Below are 19,486 nucleotides of genomic sequence, written 5' to 3' on the forward strand. Positions count from 1 at the left end.
TTCATGTGCGTTCGGTTGCCAGGGGCGCATAAATGCGCCCCCTACGGCATCCGGGTGGCTGCCGGCTCCGTAACTGCTCTGCGGCGGCGTAATTTATCCATCAGCAGATAGATCACCGGCGTGGTGTAGAGCGTCAGCAGCTGGCTTACCACCAGGCCACCGGCGATGGTGATGCCCAGCGGTTGCCGCAGCTCGGCCCCGTCGCCGCTGGTCAGCACCAGCGGCAGCGCACCAAACAGCGCGGCCAGCGTGGTCATCAGAATCGGACGAAAACGCAGCTGACACGCCTGAAAAATCGCTTCACGCGGACTCAGCTGCTGCCGGCGTTCCGCCTCCAGCGCAAAATCGACCATCATGATGGCGTTCTTTTTCACAATGCCTATCAGCAGCAAAATACCAATCAGCGCAATCAGGCTGAACGGCGTATCAAACAGCTTCAGCGCCAGCAGCGCGCCGGTTCCGGCCGACGGCAGCGTCGACAGAATCGTCAGCGGGTGTACATAGCTCTCATACAGAATACCCAGCACGATATAGACCGCCGCAATGGCCGCCAGCATCAGCCACAGCTGGCTGGACTGCGACTGCTGAAACACCTGCGCGGTACCGGCAAAGCTGCCGCGCACGCTGGAGGGCACCCCCAGAGCCGTCATGGTGCGATCGATCGCCGCAGAGGCCTGCGACAGTGAAACGCCTTCCGGCAAATTAAACGAAATGGTTGTCGCCGCAGAAAGCCCCTCATGGTTGACGGACAGCGGTGCGTTAGCGGGCTGCCATCGGGCAAAGCCGCTCAGCGGGATCGCTTTACCGTCGCTGCTGACCACAAACATCTGGTCGAGCGCGCTGATATCCTGGGTATAGCGCGGATCCACCTCCATCACCACTTTATACTGATTCAGCGGCTGATAGATGGTTGAGATCTGGCGCTGGCCAAAGGCGTTGTTCAGCAGATCATTGGCGGCTGAAACGTCTATGCCCAGGCGCGCCATGCTTTCGCGATCGTAGGTGATGGCCATTTCGCTGCCTTTATCCTGCTGATCGGAGTTAACATCAGCGAGCTGCGGCAGGGCAGAGAAGGCTTTGCGAATTTTGGGTTCCCATTCACGCAAGTCGGCGAGGTTATCCGACAGCAGGCTGTACTGATAGCTGGCGTTCGACTCCCGCCCGCCGACGCGAATATCCTGCACGGCGTTCAGATAGAGGCTGGCACCCGGCTCTTTGGCCAGTTTAGTACGCAGACGGGCGATCACCTGCTGGGCGCTTTCGCTGCGCTCAGTGAGGGGTTTCAGCGCGATAAACATCAGGCCGCTGTTGGTGCCCAGACCGCCGATAAAGCCGGTGACATTATCCACCGCCGGATCCATTTTGATGATATTCATAAAATCTTCCAGCTTACCGCGCATCGCCTGAAATGAGATGCTCTGATCGGCAGACAAAAAGCCGCTCAGACGACCGGTATCCTGCTCCGGCATAAAGGTTTTGGGAATGGTAATAAACAGCCAGACGGTCATCGCTACCGTGCCGCCGAGCAGCAGCAGCACCCAGATAGCGTGTTGCAGCACCCGGCGCAGCGAGCGCGCATAGCCGTCCTGCGTCCGCTGCAGCAGCCGGCTGAACAGCCCCGGGGCAGCCCGCTGCGCCGGTTGCGGCTTCAGCAGATATGCGCACATCATCGGCGTCAGCGTGACGGAGATAAAGAGCGAGATCAGGATCGCCACCGACAGCGTAATGGCAAACTCCGAAAAGAAGCGTCCGATAATGCCGCCAATCATCAGCAGCGGCAAAAACACCGCAATCAGGGACAGGCTCATCGACAGCACGGTGAAGCCGACTTCACGGACGCCGGTCAGCGCCGCCTGCAGCGGCTTCATGCCAGCCTCCACGTGTCGGGCAATATTCTCCAGCACCACAATCGCATCATCCACCACAAACCCGGTGGCGATAGTCAGCGCCATCAGCGACAGGTTGTTAAGACTGAAGCCGCACAGATACATAGCAGCAAAGGTGCCAATCAGTGAGACCGGCACCGCTGCGGCAGGAATAAGCGTGGCCCGGCCGTCGCGCAGGAACAGAAACACCACCAGAATCACCAGCACCACGGCAATCACCAGCGACTGCTCCACTTCATGCAGCGAGGCGCGAATCGTTGGCGAGCGATCCTGCGCAATCTGCAGATCGATCGCCGCCGGGATGAAATCGTGCAGCACCGGCAGTTCAGCGCGAATGCGATCCACGGTATCGATGATATTGGCGTCCGGCGACTTCCGGATCACCAGCAGCACCGCTGGCTTGCCGTTGGTCAGTCCGGCGTTGCGCACATCCTGCACCGAATCCTGTACGCTGGCGACATCGCTGAGCCGGACCGCCGCACCGTTGTTATAGTGCACCACCAGCGGCTGATAGGCGCTGGCGCTCTGCAGTTCATCATTGGTACGCAGCTGCCAGCGCTGCTGGCGATCGTCGATTGCGCCCTGTGGTCGTCGCTGGTTGGCGTTACTGATGGCGCTGCGCACCGCATCCAGCGATACCCCCTGATTAAACAGCGCCTGCGGATTGAGATCGACGCGCACGGCGGGCAGCGAACTGCCGCCTACCGTGACGTCGCCGACGCCCTCAATCTGCGACAGTTTTTGCGCCAGCTGCGTCGAGGCGTAATCATAGAGCTGACCCGGATTATAGTCGTCCGAGGTCACCGTCAGGATCATGATCGGCGCATCCGAGGGGTTCGCTTTTCGATAAGAAGGACGGCTCGGCATACCCGAGGGCAGCAGGCTCTGCGCTGCATTAATCGCCGCCTGCACATCACGCGCGGCACCATTAATATCGCGGTCAAAATCAAACACCAGAATGATGCGCGTGCTGCCCAGTGAGTTCGTGGAGGTCATCTCGCTCACGCCGGCGATGCGTCCCAGCGAGCGCTCCAGCGGCGTGGCCACCGAGGCGGCCATGGTTTCCGGCGACGCACCCGGCAGCGACGCCGACACCATAATCACCGGAAAGTCGAGCTGGGGCAGCGGGGCAACCGGCAGCAGACGAAAGCCGAGCATCCCCGCCAGCGCAATCGCCAGCGTCAGCAGGATGGTGGCGACCGGACGGTGAATGAAGAGGGCAAAAAACCTCACGACTGCGCCTCCGGACGGCTGAAGCGCCGGCGGGTAGCGTGCGCCAGCCGGTCAAACAGCAGATAGATGACCGGCGTGGTAAACAGCGTCAGGATCTGGCTGAGGATCAGGCCGCCCACCATGGCGATACCGAGCGGATGCCGCAGCTCGGCTCCGACGCCGGTACTGAGCATCAGCGGCAGCGCGCCCAGCAGCGCCGCCAGCGTGGTCATCAGGATCGGGCGGAAGCGCAGCAGGCAGGCCTGATAGATCGCGTCACGCGGCGCCATGCCCTGTTCACGCTCTGCTGCCAGCGCAAAGTCAATCATCATAATGGCGTTTTTCTTCACAATACCGATCAGCAGGATGATGCCGATAATGGCGATAATATCGAGTTCGTTGCCGCTCAGCATCAGCGCCAGCAGTGCCCCCACGCCCGCAGTGGGCAGGGTAGAGAGAATAGTGATCGGATGGATAAAGCTCTCATACAGCACGCCAAGGACGATATACATTGCGACCACGGCAGCCACAATCAGCCAGACGGTGCTGCTCAGCGCCGCTTCAAACGCCAGCGTACTGCCCTGGAACTGCGTGACAATATCCGACGGCATACCCAGCGCCCCTTCTGCTGCGGTAATGGCCTGCAGCGCTTCCTCCAGCGAATAGCCGTCGGCTACGTCAAAAGAGAACGTCGCGGACGGGAACTGATCGAGGTGATTGATGCTGAGAGCGGTATGCCGCTCTTCTGTGCTGGCGATAGCGCTGAGCGGCACGCTGCCGCCGTCGCTGCTTTTGAGCCGCACACCCTCCAGGCTCGCCAGCCCCGGCGTCTGTGCATTATCCTGCTCCAGCACCACACGATACTGGTTTGCCTGCGTGTAAATCGTTGAGATCAGCCGCTGACCAAACGCGTTATACAGCGCATTATCGACATCAGCCATGGATATTCCGAGCCGGCTGGCGCTGTCGCGATCAACGCGCACATACGCCTCCAGCCCCTGATCCTGCCAGTCGCTGCTGACATTGCGCAGCTGGGGGGCCTCAGCCAGCTGGCTGAGCAGGGCGGGTACCCAGCTGCTCAGAGCGTCAAGCGAGCCAGACTGCAGCGTAAACTGATAAGGGGTACGGCTACTCTGCGTCTCAATGGTGAGATCCTGCACCGGTTGCAGCCAGAGTGAGACCCCCGGGATCTGCGCCACCGCCTGCTGCAGCCGCGCCTGCACCACCGGAATGCGGTCGTCGCGCTCATCCAGCGGCTTAAGGTTAATTTGCAGCCGGGCACTGTTAAGCGCAGGGTTGGTGCCGTCCACCCCGACAAAAGAAGTCAGGCTTTCAACCGCCGGATCCTTCATCACCACGGAGGCCACATCACGCGTGCGCTGCGCCATACTGGCGTAAGAGACCGACTGCGGCGCCTGCAGGGTGCCCTGAATAATGCCGTTATCCTGCTGCGGGAAGAAGCCTTTCGGGATCATGATCCACAGCAGTACCGTCATCAGCAGCGTGCCAAGCGCCACGCTGAGCGTCAGCCACGGATGCCGCAGCACACGCGTCAGTGCACGTCCGTAACCGGCAATGACCCGCTCAAACAGCGCCTCGCTGGCGCGGGAGAAGCGGTTCTGCCGGCGCAGCGACGCTGCGCTCAGCATGCGCGCGCACATCATCGGCGTCAGCGTCAGTGACACCACGGCTGAGATCAGAATGGCAATGGCCAGCGTGACGGCAAATTCACGAAACAGCCGGCCAATTACATCGCCCATAAACAGCAGCGGGATCAGCACCGCAATCAGCGAGAAGGTGAGCGAAATAATGGTAAAGCCGATTTCTCCCGCGCCTTTCAGCGCGGCAGTCAGCGGTTTCTCACCTTTCTCGATATAGCGTGAAATATTCTCGATCACCACAATGGCATCATCCACCACAAAGCCGGTGGCGATGGTCAGTGCCATCAGCGTGAGGTTGTTAACCGAGAAGCCCATAAAATAGATGGCGGCAAACGTACCAATCAGTGAGAGCGGGACCGCCACGGCAGGAATAATCGTGGCCGGGATATTACGCAGAAACAGGTAGATGATCATGACGACCAGCGCCATGGCCAGCATCAGTTCATGCTGCGTATCAGATACCGAAGCGCGTATGTTCGTTGTGCGATCGGTCAGCAGTTTCATGTCGACCGATTTAGGCAGCGTCGCGGTCAGTGACGGCAGCAGCGCCCGGATGTTATCGGCGGTGTCGATAATATTGGCACCGGGCTGCCGCTGCACGTTAAGCACTATCGCCTGCTGGCGGTTAGCCCAGGCTCCCAGCCAGCTGTTCTCTGCGCCCGATTCTATGGTTGCAACGTCCCCCAGCCGCACCGGTGCGTCGTTGCTGTAGCTGATAATCAGGCGGCGGTAATCTTCTGCTGATGTCATCTGATCGTTTGCTGACAGCGTGACAGATCGTGACGGGCCATCAAGGCTGCCTTTCGCGGAGTTAACGTTGGCATTACGGATAGCGGTGCGCACATCTTCGCTGGTCAGTCCTAACGCCGCCAGCGCCTGCGCATTCATTTTTACCCGGACCGCCGGACGCTGTCCGCCGGACAGCGTGACCAGGCCCACGCCGGAGACCTGAGCAATTTTCTGCGCCACGCGCGTTTCAACCATATCCTGCACCTGCGTCAGCGGCAGGCTGGTTGTGGTGACCGCCAGCGTCATGATCGGCGGATCGGCGGGGTTCACCTTACTGTACGCGGGCGGATTAGGCAGATCGTCAGGCAGCAGGTTAGTGGCGGAGTTAATCGCCGCCTGAACTTCCTGCTCCGCCACATCCAGCGCCAGCGACAGCTGAAACTGCAGCGTGATCACCGAGGCGCCGCCGGAACTTTGTGACGCCATCTGTTTCAGCCCGGACATCTGCCCGAACTGACGCTCCAGCGGGGCGGTAATCGACGAGGTGATCACATCCGGACTGGCGCCGGGGTAGAGCGTGACAACCTGAATAGTGGGGTAATCCACTTCCGGCAGCGCTGAAACCGGCAGAAAGCGGTAGCCAAGCAGGCCAGCCAGCAGAATCGCAATCATCAGCAGCGTGGTGGCCACCGGGCGTAAAATAAACTGACGTGACGGCCCGCCGCCAGCGTCAGGAGGCAGCACCTGCATTATTGACGCTCTCCCCGTGCTGGCTGCGCGGCACGCGTGGTCTCTGTCGCCGTACTCTGCGGTGCCACAACGTCAACCGTCGCGCCGTCAGTGAGGCGATCGATGCCGTCGGTGATGACGCGCTCGCCCGCCTCCAGTCCGGCACTGATCACCACTTTCTGGCTATCCTGCAGTCCGGCGGTGACGCGTTTCTTACTTACCTTGTTCTCGCTGTTCACCACCCAGACAAAGTGACCCTCATTGCTCATCTGCAGCGCGGCGGTCGGAATAGTCACGGCGTTCTGCAGCGTATCTGCTTTCAGACGGGCGTTAACAAACTGGTTGGGAAACAGGGTGTCATCTTCATTGCTGAAGCGTGCCTTTAGCTTAATGGTGCCGGTAGTGGTATCGATCTGGTTATCCAGGCTCAGCAGCGTGCCCTGCGTCAGCAGCATGGTGTTGCTGCGATCCCAGGCCTCCACCACCAGCGGCTGACCGCTTTTCTGCGCTTTCAGGATCTGGCTGATATTGTTCTCAGCCACGCTGAATACCACATCAATCGGATGCGTCTGGGTGATCACCACCAGGCCGTCAGTATCGCCGGCGCTAATATAGTTGCCGGTGTCAACCTTGCGTAACCCGACACGTCCGGCAATCGGCGCGGTAATGCGGCTGTAAGTCAGATTAAGCTGCGCGCTCGCGACGTTGCCCTCATCCGCTTTAAGGGTGCCCAGCGTTTCACTGACCAGCGCCCGCTGGGTATCGAGATCCTGTTGTGATACCAGTGATGTTTTCGCCAGCTTTTCATACCGGCTGAGATCGCGACGGGCGTTCGCCAGCGTGGCCTGATCGCGGGCGAGCTGGCCCTGCGCCTGCGTAAGCGCAACCTGATACGGCCGCGGATCGATCTCAGCCAGCAGCGTGCCGGCAGCAACCTGTTCACCCTCGGTAAAATGCAGCGCCATCAGCTGACCCTCAACGCGACTGCGCACCGTGACCGTATTTGCAGCGGTGACGGTGCCGAGGCCATTCAGGTAGTAAGGCACGCTTTGCAGCACGGCGGCTGCGGCCTGTACCGGCGTAGCTGGCCGGTTTGCTGCGCCACGCTTCTCGTTAGCCGGTGCCGTCTGTGATGGCGTGGTGCGCGAATGCCAGGCGTAATAACCGCCGGCCGCTACCGCCAGCGCAATAAGAACTAACAGACCCGTTTTGGTTCGACTCTTCATTACTCTGCGTGCTCTCCAGCCATGTCGTCTTCCTGATATGCCTGCCCGACATCCGGGCAGCGCAAACGAAAATAAGTGTAGCCGCCTGCGCCAGGCGAAAATTGAAGGAATTAAGAATATCTGCTCAGCGCGGCGTAAAGGATCCCCAATGCTGACACTATTCTGGCATGAATAGACCCTGCTGCGACTTTTTCATTTGCTACGCTTAAAGACAAACCTATCTTGTTTAACCAGGGAGAGCGCAATGAAACAACCTGCAACCCGCCAGCTGGGCGACAGTGGTATTACCGTTCCGCGCCTGACGTTTGGTGGCAATGTTTTTGGCTGGACGGTCGATGAAAAGACCTCGTTTTCACTGCTGGATGCGCTGGTCGAACACGGCCTGTTTTTTATCGATACCGCGGATGTCTATTCCCGCTGGGTCCCGGGCAATCAGGGAGGGGAGTCGGAAACCATTATCGGCAAGTGGCTGAAGCAGAGCGGCAAGCGCGATCGGATCGTGCTGGCGACCAAAGTCGGCATGGAGCTGTCGCCGGAAAAAACCGGACTGAAGCCCGCTTACATTCGTCAGGCGGTAGAGGATTCGCTGCGCCGGCTGCAGACGGATGTGATCGATCTTTATCAGGCGCATCGCGATGATGAGCAGACACCGCTGGTGGATACCCTGAAAGCGTTCGACTCCCTGATCAAAGAGGGCAAAGTGCGGGCCATCGGTGCTTCAAACTACTCCGCAGCGCGCCTGCAGGAAGCGCTGGATGTCAGCAGCAAAGAAGGGCTGGCTCGCTATGAAACGCTGCAGCCGGAATATAACCTTTACGATCGCGAAGGGTATGAGAACGGCCTGGAGCAGGTGGCAGTGAAAAACGGGCTTGGCGTGATCAACTACTACTCACTGGCAAGCGGCTTTCTCAGCGGGAAGTACAAAAAGCCGCAGGATGCCAGCAAAAGCCCGCGCGGGCAGGCGATAGTGGAAAAATATCTTAATGAGCGCGGCAGTCGCATTATTGAGGCGCTGGAAGATATCGCCGCTTCACACGATGCCTCAGCCACGCAGGTGGCGCTGGCGTGGCTGATTGCGCGTCCCGGCATCACCGCACCGATTGTCAGCGCAACCTCGCTGGCGCAGCTGGATGAACTGGTCAAAGCCACTCAGCTGGAGCTGAGCAAACAGGAAATTGAGGAGCTGGCGCGCGCCAGCCGCGTCTGATCCCGGCCGGGGTGCTGCGGCACCCCGTACATTGATGCAGAGCAATCAATAGTCACCGTCACGTTTTAAATGTTTAAATCTTAGATCTTCATCACAAATGCGATAATCCACTGTCAGTACAGATCGAAATCCACACGAAACTGCAAAACCCTGCTGCTGCCCGGCACTATCCTCTGCGCGATTTTCCCTTATAACTTGCAGAAGATAACAACGATGAAAACAATTTTTGCTTTGCGGCCGCTGCCACGCCTGGTTGCGGGCACGCTGATGCTGGCTATGTTCAGCTCTGGCGCCATCGCGGCAGATGCGTTCAGCTACGATTCACCCTGGATGCTGGGCGACTGGAACGGTAGCCGCGCGCAGCTGGAAAATGAGGGCGTGAAGTTTGACGTTAATTACACCATGGAGAGCGCCGCCAACCTCGGTGGCGGGGCTGACAGTCACACCTCTATGCGCTACAGCGATCAGTGGGCATTTGGCGCGAATCTCGATCTGCAGAAACTGCTCGACTGGCAGGATGCGCAGTTCCAGGTAACGGTGACTAATCGCGACGGGCGCAATATTTCTGATCAGGTAGCCGATCGCCGCACCGGCATGCTCTCCTCCGTGCAGGAGGTTTATGGTCGCGGGCAGACGTGGCGTCTGACGCAGTTCTGGCTGAGCAAAGGGCTGTTTGACAACCGGGTCAATCTCAAGGCCGGACGGGTCACCGTAGGTGAAGATTTTGACAGCCTTGACAGCAAGTTTCAGAACCTTGCATTTGGCAGCGGGCAGGCAGGCAACTGGCGCGGCGATCGCTGGTTCAACTGGCCGGTTTCACAGTGGGGCGGGCGCGTCAAAGCGAACATCACGCCCGATCTCTTCTTCCAGGTCGGCTTCTATAACCAGAATCGTGCCAACTACGATCGCGGCGACGGTTTCCGTCTGGATACCCGTCATTCAGAAGGCAATCTGGTGCCGGTCGAGCTGGGCTGGAAACCGACCCTGGGCGCAGCGGGTCTGCCGGGTAACTATCGCCTTGGCTATTACTACTCCTCGGTAAACGGAGATAATTACGGCAGCTGGCGTGAAGGGGGCTATCAGCGTCAGGATCACGCGTATGGCGGCTACCTGCTGCTGCAGCAGCAGCTGACCGCGCAGGGCGGGGACGCCAGCCGCGGGCTGGGGATAACGGTGCAGGCGGTAATGAACGATCGTAAGACGTCGAAAACCGATAATTATCAGTCCATCAGTTTTACCTGGAAGGGGCCGTTCGATGCGCGTCCGCAGGATGAGATAGGTGCCGGCGTCGCGCGTATTCACGTTAACAGCGCTTACAGCCGCGCCCTGCGCCAGCAGAATGCGGCCAGCGGCGAAACGCGCTTCGACAGCCCGGCCTATCTGCCGCTGCAGGCGGGCTCGGAATACAACTATGAGATTTATTACAATGCGCAGCTGGCGAAGTGGCTGCAGCTGCGACCTAACCTGCAGTATGTCGTGGCACCGGGCGCGGTCGGAGAGGTGAAAGACGCCTTTGTCGGCGGCATCTCAGCCAATATCAACTTCTGACGGACTAAGAGGAGGCGCACAGGCTGCGCCTCCTCTTACGACTGACTAGCGGAACATCACCTCTGCCCAGCGCGCCAGTCCGGCGGTTACCGAGCCAAAGTCATCGCCGCCGGCAATCGGGGTGTCAGGCAGCGCCTGCTGCAGCGCGGCACGCAGCACCGGCGAGCGTGCGCTGCCGCCAGTGAGATAGATCACATCCGGGCGGGTCTCGCTGGTGGCCAGCGCCAGCTGTACCTGTTCCAGCATCCGCTCCAGCGGCTGGCTGATCGCCTCTTCCAGCTGCGTCGCGCTGATCTCTGCCTGCAGTGACTGTGCAATAAACGCCAGCGACGCATCCGTTTCCGCCTGTGCTGAGAGCGCAATTTTGCTCTCTTCAGCCGCGCGTACCAGCCGGTAGCTTAGCTTCTGCTGCCATACTTTGAGCAGATGCGCCACGCTGTTTCCCGCTTCTGCATCCCGCACCAGATCCTGCAGCAGCTTACCGCAGGCCGCAGAATAGAACTCGCTTTGCGCCGGAACGTCGTTGATTGCGACGGCGTTCCACCACGGCAGGGCGGGGAGCGCCGTGCCCTTGCGGGTGCTGCCACCCAGGCCCAGCAGCGGCATCAGCGTTTTAAACGCCAGCATAATGTCGAGATCGTTACCGCCGACGCGACAGCCGCTATGGCCCAGCAGGCTGGCGTGACGGTCAGCTTTCTGGCGCCACTCTGGCCCCATCAGCAGCATGGAGCAGTCGGTGGTGCCGCCGCCGATATCGACCACCAGCACGCGCGTCTCTCTGTCCAGCGTGGCTTCAAAGTCCAGCCCGGCTGCGACCGGCTCAAACTGAAACTCGACGTCACGAAAGCCGGCCCGCTGTGCCGCGCGCAGCAGAATACCCTGCGCCTGCTGGTTAGCATCGTCACCGCCCAGCCCCTGAAAGTTCACCGGGCGACCGATAACCGCCTGGTCAATCTGCTGCCCGAGCTGCGCCTCACCCTGCTGGCGGATATGCACCATCATGGCGCACACCAGATCTTCAAAAAAGGCGATTTGCTGCGGCTTCAGGCCAGAGGCACCTAAAAAGGATTTCGGTGATTTGACGAACCAGACATCTTCCGGCTCCACCATATATTGCTGCAGCGCGGTCAGCCCGAACTGCACGCTGCCAGGCGTTATCTCGATATCTTCTTCGCGGTTATAGCGCAGTGCACGCTGCAGCAGGGTGGTGCTTTCGCTCGCCGGAGTGGGCACCTGATGGTGGCGATGCAGCCATTCGCTAATCGCCTCGCGTACGGGGGCGCAAATCATTGAGGGCAGCAGCGGCTGGTCATTTTCCAGCGCCAGCATCCGCGGCGTGCCGTTATCGCTTACTGCGATAGCGCAGTTCGCTGTGCCGTAGTCAAAACCGATATACATCTTATGCCCCATGCCAGAAAAAAAGGGGGCGACTTTAGCGCAGGCTGGTCATGCTGGCAATATGCAGTGCGCTGCTTTACCTCTCTGCATCCTGATAAACCTGATACTGACCGCGTCCGGCATGTTTAGCGCTGTAACAGGCGACATCGGCCTGCGACATCACCACATTGCTGAGGCAGTTGCGCGCATCAATCTGTGTGATGCCGGCGCTGGCACCCACATGGTAAGGGTGCGTTTTCCAGTAAAATGTATAGTCATTCACAACATCCACAATGCTCTGTACCAGATCGCGGATGTGGTCGACCTCGCAGTGCGGCAGCAGGATGCCAAACTCATCGCCACCAAGGCGCGCCAGCATATCACTGCTGCGCAGCTGCTGCTGCATCAGCACCGCCAGCTCACGCAGCAGTGCATCACCCGCCGCATGCCCTGCGGTATCGTTGACTGCTTTAAATTTATCCAGGTCGATAAACACCAGCACATGCGGCGTGCCGGTGACGGCCGCATCATTGACCAGCCGTTTCAGCTGATCCTCAAAACTGGGTCGGTTGGGCAGCTGCGTCAGCATATCGTGTGACGCGCTATAGCTCAGACGCTTCATGATCTGGCGCGACTCGCTGACATCCTGAATGACCATCACGGCACCAATGGTGCTGCCCGCCAGGGTTTTCAGCGGGGTAATGCTGTAGTGGATCTCAATCTGCGCGCCTGCCAGCGTATGCAGCACCAGCCCTTCATCCAGCGTCGGAGAAACTTTTTCATCCGGTAACGTGCAGAGCAGCAGATTCTCAATACGCGGGCCATCAGCGCCGCGCGTAATATTCAGCAGCTCGCTGAGCGGCATGCCCGCCGCCTGTTCCTGCGGCCAGCCGCTCAGGCTCTCAGCGACCGGGTTCATGAAGGTCACGCACATCTCATCATCGGTGCTGATCACCGCTTCGCCAATCGAATCCAGGGTGATCGCCATACGCTCTTTTTCCTGGAACAGCGCTTCGTTAAGCGTACGCAGTGAGGTGATATCCTGACAGATACCGAGCATGCGCTCGATCTGCCCATCCTGACTCAGAATACGATTGGCTTCTGAGCGGATAAACTGTACGCCGTGCGGCAGGTTGAGACGATACTCAAGATGAAACGCCGAGCGGCGCTCAATGGCCTGCTGCACAGTCAGCGCCAGGCTTTCCCGCTCGGCCGGATCGACCAGATGCAGCCAGAGGTCATACGTGGGTTTCTGCTCCGGCTCCAGCGCAAACAGCTCATACATGCGCTTGTCCCAGAGCATCTCCCCGGTTCTCAGGTTCCACTCCCACACGCCGATGCCGCCCGCTTCGTTGGCCAGCGTAATGCGCTCCATTAGCTGGCGGTTCCGCTGTTCGCTCTGACGCAGTTCGGAGATATCGACAATCTGCGCGATAAAATAGAGCGGCTGCTGCTGCGCGTCACGCACCATAGAGACGGTCAGACGCGACCAGACAATCTCGCCATCTTTGCGGAAATAGCGTTTTTCAAAGGTGTAGGACATCAGATCGCCCGCCAGCAGACGCTCCATTAGCTGCAGATCGCTGTGCAGATCGTCCGGATGAGTGATCTCCTGAAAGGTCAGCTGCGTCAGTTCATACGCGCGATAACCCAGCGTACGGCAAAGGGACTGGTTAACCTGCTGCCATTTACCGTTGATGCCGACCAGCGCCATACCGATAGCAGAGTACTCCATCGCGTTGCGGAAGCGCGTTTCGCTTTCGGTAATATGATTTTTCTCGCGCCGGAATGCGTCCATCACCAGCGCCATGATATGGCTGGGCAGCAGCACCAGCAGAAAGGGCAGCCAGGCTGAAACCAGGCCGGGTGACGCGCCGGTTTGTACCGGATTGACCCAGTCCAGCGCCAGCAGCAGCGAGATGAAACTGGCATTAATAAAACAGAGCAGGAACGCTTCAAATTTTGGCAGCCGGACCGCGCACCAAAACAGGATCACCACGATAAAGGTAAACGGCCACGGCAGAAAGCGCAGAGAGAGATAGCTGGCGAGCAGGGTAACCAGCAGCGTCAGCAGGGTCTCCAGCTGACGGCCCGGGGCGATCAGCTCTCGCAGCGGCTTATCGGGCCACAGCAGTACCACCGGACCAAAAGCCAGCACGCCGATCACTTCCGAAATCACCCAGGTCGTTAAAAAGGGCAGCAGCGCCTGCTTATCCACCTGCAGCAGCCAGAGCGCAATCAGTCCGCCCAGCAGAGGGGCCAGCACACCGGCGCACAGGGCAAAGCGGATCCAGTCGGGCAGGGCATTAAGTGGCGCACGCCGATTCAGCAGCAGACGCAGCATCCCGCCTGCCAGCAGCGCTTGTATCAGGTTCAGAATGGCAAATTTAACATTGCTGAGCGCAGGGCCAATAATGAGCAGATTCGCCAGCGTCGTGCCCGCGACACAGCCAGCCAGCAGCAGCGGAATATGCTTCAGCGGCGCGCGGAAAATAACGCCGGTCATCAGCGCCGTTGAATACCACAGCGGCGAAATACGCCCGCTGACCACAATCAGTTCCAGACAAAACAGCGTAAGCAGAAAAGCCAGTATGCTCAGTCTGACGGCAGTCAGCCAGCGGCCTGGCGATGTATCCTGCGCGGTGACTATCTTAACAATCATGTACCAGTCCAGCAGCGCGCAACCCGGTATGGGGAAAATACGCCAGTCAATTTCTGCTCAGCATGCTAGCACATTCAGACAGGATCTTTACGCCGAATTGGTTTAAGTCACGATGCTGTCAGCGAAAAAGGTCTGCACGCTTAAACGGTTTTTCCAGTCCGGCGAGCTTTACCGACAGGCGCTCAAGGAACTGCTGCGTGGTGGCGACGCGCCCGTGCCCCATCAGCAGCAGCGGTACCAGAAAGGCGACACCGACCTGAAGCGCGCTGAAGCCTTTGAGTACGGTGCGGCGCTGGCTGATGAGAAACGCGCTGCTCAGGGTAAAGCCAAGCAGCAGGCCTGCCAGCACTTCGCTGACGGAGTGTGCGTGAATAACCAGGCGGGAGAAACCGACCATCAGCGGGATGGCGTAGCCGATGGCGATGGTTACGGCGCGCCAGAAGGTGGACCAGCGCCCGGAAATCAGCCACATCATCACCGGCCAGAGCGTGGATGACATTGCGCTGTGCCCGCTAAAGCCGGTGAAATTAAAGCGTGCGCTGCCAATGCCAAAGCCGAGAAACATAATTTTAGACAGGCTGACCAGCAGACCGGCGAGACCAAACGCCAGCAGCCAGTACCAGACGGTACGCCGGCTGTTGCTTTTCCACGGCAGCACCAGGGCGATGATCACCGCGGTGGGGATCAACAGCATACTGTCGCCAAAATAGGTCAGTGTTCTCCAGCTCATATTTTTCCTTGCAGGGCTAACGGGCGACCCGCACCAACCGGGTGCGGGCAGCCTGACAGTCTATCGGTTCAGCGGCTGCCTGCCAAAAGGAGATTTTCTGAAAAAAGGCGATGCCGCATTTACTCTGGCGTCAAACCAGCGAAATACCTATAATTGCCGCCACCAAACCCTCTCATTTGGCCCGTTGCTGCTTCGGCAGAGGCGTGCTCCCAGTTATCAGGTCTTAAAAAAGTATGACTGACAAGTCCCATCAGTGCGTGATCGTTGGCATCGCAGGTGCATCTGCATCCGGAAAAAGCCTTATTGCCAGCACGCTCTTTCGTGAAATCCGTGACCAGGTCGGTGACGAGCATATCGGTGTGATCCCCGAAGATGCCTACTATAAAGATCAAAGCCACCTCACCATGGAAGAGAGGGTAAAAACCAACTATGACCATCCGAGCGCGATGGATCACGATCTGCTGCTGCAGCATCTGCGTGCGATCAAGTCAGGACAGGATATCGATCTGCCGGTTTACAGCTATGTTGAACATACCCGTACCAGCGAAAGCATTCATCTGAAGCCCAAAAAGGTGATTATCCTTGAGGGCATTCTGCTGCTGACTGACGCGCGTCTGCGTCAGGAGATGAACTTCTCTATTTTTGTCGACACGCCACTGGATATCTGTCTGATGCGCCGCATGAAGCGCGACGTGAATGAACGTGGTCGCTCCATGGATTCCGTCATGAATCAGTATCAGAAAACGGTCCGTCCGATGTTCCTGCAGTTTATTGAGCCTTCCAAACAGTACGCCGACATTATTGTGCCGCGCGGCGGTAAAAACCGTATCGCTATCGATATTCTCAAAGCGAAAATTAATCAGTATCTTTGATACGCTGCTTCGGCATGGATCGAATGCGTCAGGGCTGTCACCGTGCTGACGGCCTTTCGCTACACTTAATTAGGGAGTTCCTGCGATGAGATTATGCGATCGCGATATTGAAGCCTGGCTCGACAGCGGCAAGCTGGCCATTGAGCCGCGTCCCCCGGTGGAACGCATTAACGGCGCCACGGTAGATGTACGGCTGGGTAACGGATTTCGTACGTTCAGCGGTCACACAGCCGCCTTTATCGACCTGAGCGGACCCAAGCACGCGGTCAGCGCCGCGCTGGATCGGGTAATGAGTGACGAGATTGTGTTACCGGAAGGTGAAGCGTTTTTCCTGCATCCGGGTGAGCTGGCGCTGGCGGTCACGCTGGAGTCGGTGACCATTCCGGACGATCTGGTTGGCTGGCTGGATGGACGTTCTTCCCTGGCGCGACTAGGGTTAATGGTTCACGTTACGGCGCACCGCATCGATCCTGGCTGGCAGGGGCGTATCGTGCTGGAGTTTTATAACTCCGGCAAGCTGCCGCTGGCGCTGCGTCCCGGTATGCTGATTGGGGCGCTGAGCTTTGAGCCGCTATCGGGTCCGGCCGCACGTCCTTATAACCGGCGTGAAGATGCAAAATATCGCGGTCAGCAGGGTGCTGACGCCAGCCGTATTGATAAAGATTAATCGCTGTACCCGCGCCCGGGCAGGGCTGACGAGGCGCGGGTCATCACATTGAGGATGCAATGAGAAGATTGATAACCACGCTGGCCATCCTGTTAGTGGTAGTGGTGGCAGGGATGGCCGCACTGGTGCTACTGGTTAATCCCAACGATTTTCGTGCCTACATGGTAAAACAGGTAGAGCAGCGCAGTGGTTATCAGCTGGTCACAGGCAGCGATTTGCGTTGGCACGTCTGGCCTCAGCTCAGCATTCTTTCCGGGCGCATGAGCCTCACCGCACCCGGTGCCAGCCAGCCGCTGGTGACCGCCGAAAACATGCGGCTGGATGTCGATCTCTGGCCGCTGCTCACGCATCAGCTCAGTGTCAGCCAGGTGATGCTGAAAAACGCGATTATTCGCGCCACGCCGGAGAGTGCGCCGCAGAAACCCGGCGGGGCTCCCGTCGGTCCCGGCGACAGCGAACCGGCATTAGCCGCCTCACAGAGCTGGAGCCTGGCGATAGCGAAACTGCGCGTGGCCGACAGCCTGCTTATCTGGCAGCAGCCGGGCGGGGATGAGTATAACTTCCGCAATCTTAATCTGAGTCTGGATCAGGACAGCCGCAAACAGAATCACATTGAACTGAGCACGCGCCTGTCACGTAATCAGCGCAACCTCAGCGTCGCGCTGCAGGGCGAGATGGATGTCTCACGTTATCCGCATCAGCTCAGCGGCACGCTGGCGCAGCTTGATTATGCGCTGGACGGCGCGAATCTGCCGGTGCAGGGGATCAAGGGCGCGCTGAGCGGAAAAGCGATCTGGAACGCCGATAAACAGCGGTTCTCCCTGGCCGATATGCAGCTTACCGCGAACGACAGTACGCTGCAGGGCAGTGCCGAAGGACGTATTGCGATGCCGCAGCAGCTGCGCCTTGCGCTGCATGCAACCTCGCTGAATATCGATAACCTTGCCGTTAGCGCGCCCGTCAGCAGCGATAGCGGGACCGCGCAGGCTGCGCCGGTGCAGCCGCCGGTGATTGCGGAACCTCTCCTCCGCAATAACGCCGATTCACCGCTCAATACGCTCGATCTGCAGCTTGCCCTGAAAGCGGACCAGAGCCAGTGGCGCGGGCTGACGCTGAGTAACCTGCAGATCGACGCCAGCAACCAGCAGGGGCTGATGACGCTCACCCGGCTGCAGGGCAGGCTGGGTGACGGACATTTTTCGCTGCCGGGGCAAATTGATATTCGTCAGCCGGTTACCCGGGCTGCGTTTCAGCCTGAACTGGAAAATATCGCCATCGCCCCTCTGCTGAAAGCGCTGGCGCTGCCTGCTGCACTTGAGGGAACGTTATCACTGCAGGGTAAGGTGAGCGGGGCAGGGCTGAGCGTAAAAGAGGCGAAGCAGAACTGGCAGGGTAGTGCGGATATTGAGGCCACCAATCTGCAGCTCACGCAGCTTAATCTGCAACAGATGGTACGCCGGGCCGTTGCGCGCGCCAGTAATCAGGTAACGAACGATCAGCCTGATAATCAGGGCATCCAGCAGCTGTCAGGGCGTATCAGTCTGCAGCAGGGCAACGTTGCGTTTACCGATCTGCAGGGTGGCGGCAACCAGCTGGCGCTACAGACGCACGGAACGGTCGATATTGTGCAGCAGCAGCTGGATGTCACCATCAATATGATGTTGCGCGGCTGGAAAGGGGATGAGCGTCTGGCGAAAGTGCTCAATCAGCAGCCTGTTCCGCTGCGTATGTATGGCCGCTGGGATAAGCTGCAGTATTCGTTGCCGATAGATGATGTTGTGCGTCAGCAGCTGCAGAGCGAGGCAAAGTCGCGCCTTAACCAGTGGCTTGATCGCCATCCGTCCACGAAAAAGCCCTGAGGCTGACCGGTGACAGAAATGCGCCCCTGCAGAACACCGCAGGGGCGCCATTGGAGGGCGCCCGGAGGGCACGTTAGCCTTTACTCCGTCGCTCAGCGTCACGATCCCTTAAGCTGATCCAGACTCATTCATAATAAAGGCAAAACGCGTGCGCGCCTGACGGATCGATGTGCGCAGACCAGCTGAATCACCGTGCGGCGACTGATACAGCAGATCGACCACCTGCATCACCGGCCAGAATTTAGCGCCGTTCTTATTTTGACCGCTCTCGTTATCACCACCTTCCCGCCGCACAATCAGTTCAGTGGTTGCTTTGCAGAGCAGGACAGTACCGTCCGGTAAGCGCAGCAGGTCGCGTGCGCGGTCAGACCGTCAGCAGGGGCGGTATCAGCGTCACTGGCCACGAGAGCGAGGCCAGCAGCCCGGCGCGGATCGGTAGCGCCAGCATCAGAGACGTCACACGCGTCCGGTCGCGGCAGCTTTTCAACCAGAATGGCAATAAACACAGGCGATTAATGTCCGGTGTCCGCTGCTGAATGATTAGCGTGACTAACCTCTCCCGGATCGGCGGATCGCCGATCCACGCCCGCATACTCGTGTCAGCGTAATGTCTTAAAATGGGGTTTATCTGATGACAGTGAATGGCCGGAAACCGGAAAAACGCTGCCGGGCCTGCTGGTATAAGGTTTTGCACGCTGGCCAGGGAAATGCTCAGGCCGCAGCAGACCAAATAAGCAAACTGTATGGATTAAGAATGCAGGAGAAGGGATGCTACGCACAATTAATTGTTATGCCGATTGAGCAGGATTACCGCTTACATTTTATCAATCGTATATCCGAATAATTCTGAATTTTCACCGCTGATTGCGCGGCAGATGTGGCGTCATTACTAATGGCTGGTAGTCTTTTTCCTAAAATAGCACAGGGGGCACGGGCCCTACTTGTAAACAAGCCAGTAATAACTAGTATAGCAACGTGTCAGTAAATGTCCGCGCCAATCTGGTTAATAGCGCAGGGTTATGCATTTTAAAGTTGTGAATTGTGAACCTGCGCGATCCGGCCAGGAGTTATCCTGGGAAAATGGTTAAAAAAGCGCAAAACAGGATGAGCAGGCGGTATTG

Annotated in this window: 11 protein-coding genes; 5 read left to right on the forward strand and 6 right to left on the reverse strand. The window is 58.7% G+C overall.

What is annotated here, in order from left to right; all coding sequences use genetic code 11:
- Positions 1-41: 41 nt before the first annotated feature.
- From mdtC to SB719_RS00940, 3 genes are read right to left on the reverse strand one after another with little or no spacing between them, the layout of a single operon-like run.
- A complete protein-coding gene (mdtC, locus tag SB719_RS00930) occupies positions 42-3,119 on the reverse strand; it encodes a multidrug efflux RND transporter permease subunit MdtC (protein WP_412158759.1) in 3,078 nt (1,025 codons plus the stop codon).
- A complete protein-coding gene (locus SB719_RS00935) occupies positions 3,116-6,238 on the reverse strand; it encodes an MdtB/MuxB family multidrug efflux RND transporter permease subunit (RefSeq protein ID WP_412158760.1) in 3,123 nt (1,040 codons plus the stop codon). Before SB719_RS00935 ends, mdtC begins: the two co-directional genes overlap by 4 nt.
- Positions 6,238-7,443: an MdtA/MuxA family multidrug efflux RND transporter periplasmic adaptor subunit gene (locus SB719_RS00940; protein ID WP_304233181.1), complete on the reverse strand. Its 1,206-nt coding sequence runs from the start codon at positions 7,441-7,443 to the stop codon at positions 6,238-6,240. The genes SB719_RS00935 and SB719_RS00940 overlap by 1 nt, the downstream gene beginning before the upstream one ends.
- Positions 7,444-7,687: 244 nt before the next feature.
- On the opposite strand from SB719_RS00940, the gene SB719_RS00945 reads away from it, so the two are divergent.
- Together SB719_RS00945 and SB719_RS00950 are read left to right on the forward strand one after the other, a co-directional pair.
- Positions 7,688-8,650 carry an aldo/keto reductase gene (locus SB719_RS00945; RefSeq protein ID WP_412158761.1) on the forward strand — a complete coding sequence of 321 codons (963 nt, stop codon included), beginning with the start codon at positions 7,688-7,690 and terminating at the stop codon, positions 8,648-8,650.
- Positions 8,651-8,863: 213 nt separating this feature from the next.
- Complete coding sequence (locus SB719_RS00950; RefSeq protein ID WP_412158762.1) at positions 8,864-10,198, forward strand: carbohydrate porin; 1,335 nt, start codon at positions 8,864-8,866, stop codon at positions 10,196-10,198.
- A 45-nt stretch (positions 10,199-10,243) separates the two neighbouring features.
- Here the strand turns inward: SB719_RS00950 and yegD are convergent, their stop codons facing one another.
- The 3 genes from yegD to SB719_RS00965 form a co-directional block, all read right to left on the reverse strand.
- The gene (gene yegD / locus SB719_RS00955; protein ID WP_412158763.1) at positions 10,244-11,596 is read right to left on the reverse strand and encodes a molecular chaperone; all 1,353 of its coding nucleotides are present in this window, start codon (positions 11,594-11,596) and stop codon (positions 10,244-10,246) included.
- 76 nt (positions 11,597-11,672) lie between these two features.
- Positions 11,673-14,237: a diguanylate cyclase gene (locus SB719_RS00960; protein WP_412158764.1), complete on the reverse strand. Its 2,565-nt coding sequence runs from the start codon at positions 14,235-14,237 to the stop codon at positions 11,673-11,675.
- Positions 14,238-14,355: 118 nt separating this feature from the next.
- Complete coding sequence (locus SB719_RS00965) at positions 14,356-14,967, reverse strand: phosphatase PAP2 family protein (protein ID WP_065648908.1); 612 nt, start codon at positions 14,965-14,967, stop codon at positions 14,356-14,358.
- Positions 14,968-15,200: 233 nt separating this feature from the next.
- Here SB719_RS00965 and udk point away from each other — a divergent pair, with 233 nt between their 5' ends.
- The 3 genes from udk (at position 15,201) to asmA (ending at position 18,365) form a co-directional block, all read left to right on the forward strand.
- Complete coding sequence (gene udk, locus SB719_RS00970; RefSeq protein WP_039385396.1) at positions 15,201-15,839, forward strand: uridine kinase; 639 nt, start codon at positions 15,201-15,203, stop codon at positions 15,837-15,839.
- Between the two features lie 85 nt (positions 15,840-15,924).
- Entirely contained in the window at positions 15,925-16,506 is a 582-nt protein-coding gene (gene dcd / locus SB719_RS00975; protein ID WP_065648909.1) for a dCTP deaminase, read from the forward strand.
- Positions 16,507-16,565: 59 nt separating this feature from the next.
- Positions 16,566-18,365, forward strand: a complete 1,800-nt coding sequence (gene asmA, locus SB719_RS00980; protein WP_304233161.1) for an outer membrane assembly protein AsmA — start codon at positions 16,566-16,568, stop codon at positions 18,363-18,365.
- The last annotated feature ends 1,121 nt before the right edge of the window (positions 18,366-19,486 follow it).

Source organism: Pantoea sp. SIMBA_079 (assembly GCF_046940275.1).
GTDB lineage: Bacteria > Pseudomonadota > Gammaproteobacteria > Enterobacterales > Enterobacteriaceae > Pantoea > Pantoea borealis.

Excerpts from the sequence above, each read along its gene's own strand:
- SB719_RS00935 (WP_412158760.1), bottom strand. The coding sequence starts at position 6,238 with ATGCAGGTGCTGCCTCCTGACGCTGGCGGCGGGCCGTCACGTCAGTTT.
- SB719_RS00940 (WP_304233181.1), bottom strand. The coding sequence starts at position 7,443 with ATGAAGAGTCGAACCAAAACGGGTCTGTTAGTTCTTATTGCGCTGGCG.
- SB719_RS00945 (WP_412158761.1), top strand. The coding sequence starts at position 7,688 with ATGAAACAACCTGCAACCCGCCAGCTGGGCGACAGTGGTATTACCGTT.
- SB719_RS00950 (WP_412158762.1), top strand. The coding sequence starts at position 8,864 with ATGAAAACAATTTTTGCTTTGCGGCCGCTGCCACGCCTGGTTGCGGGC.
- yegD (WP_412158763.1), bottom strand. The coding sequence starts at position 11,596 with ATGTATATCGGTTTTGACTACGGCACAGCGAACTGCGCTATCGCAGTA.
- SB719_RS00960 (WP_412158764.1), bottom strand. The coding sequence starts at position 14,237 with ATGATTGTTAAGATAGTCACCGCGCAGGATACATCGCCAGGCCGCTGG.
- SB719_RS00965 (WP_065648908.1), bottom strand. The coding sequence starts at position 14,967 with ATGAGCTGGAGAACACTGACCTATTTTGGCGACAGTATGCTGTTGATC.
- udk (WP_039385396.1), top strand. The coding sequence starts at position 15,201 with ATGACTGACAAGTCCCATCAGTGCGTGATCGTTGGCATCGCAGGTGCA.
- dcd (WP_065648909.1), top strand. The coding sequence starts at position 15,925 with ATGAGATTATGCGATCGCGATATTGAAGCCTGGCTCGACAGCGGCAAG.
- asmA (WP_304233161.1), top strand. The coding sequence starts at position 16,566 with ATGAGAAGATTGATAACCACGCTGGCCATCCTGTTAGTGGTAGTGGTG.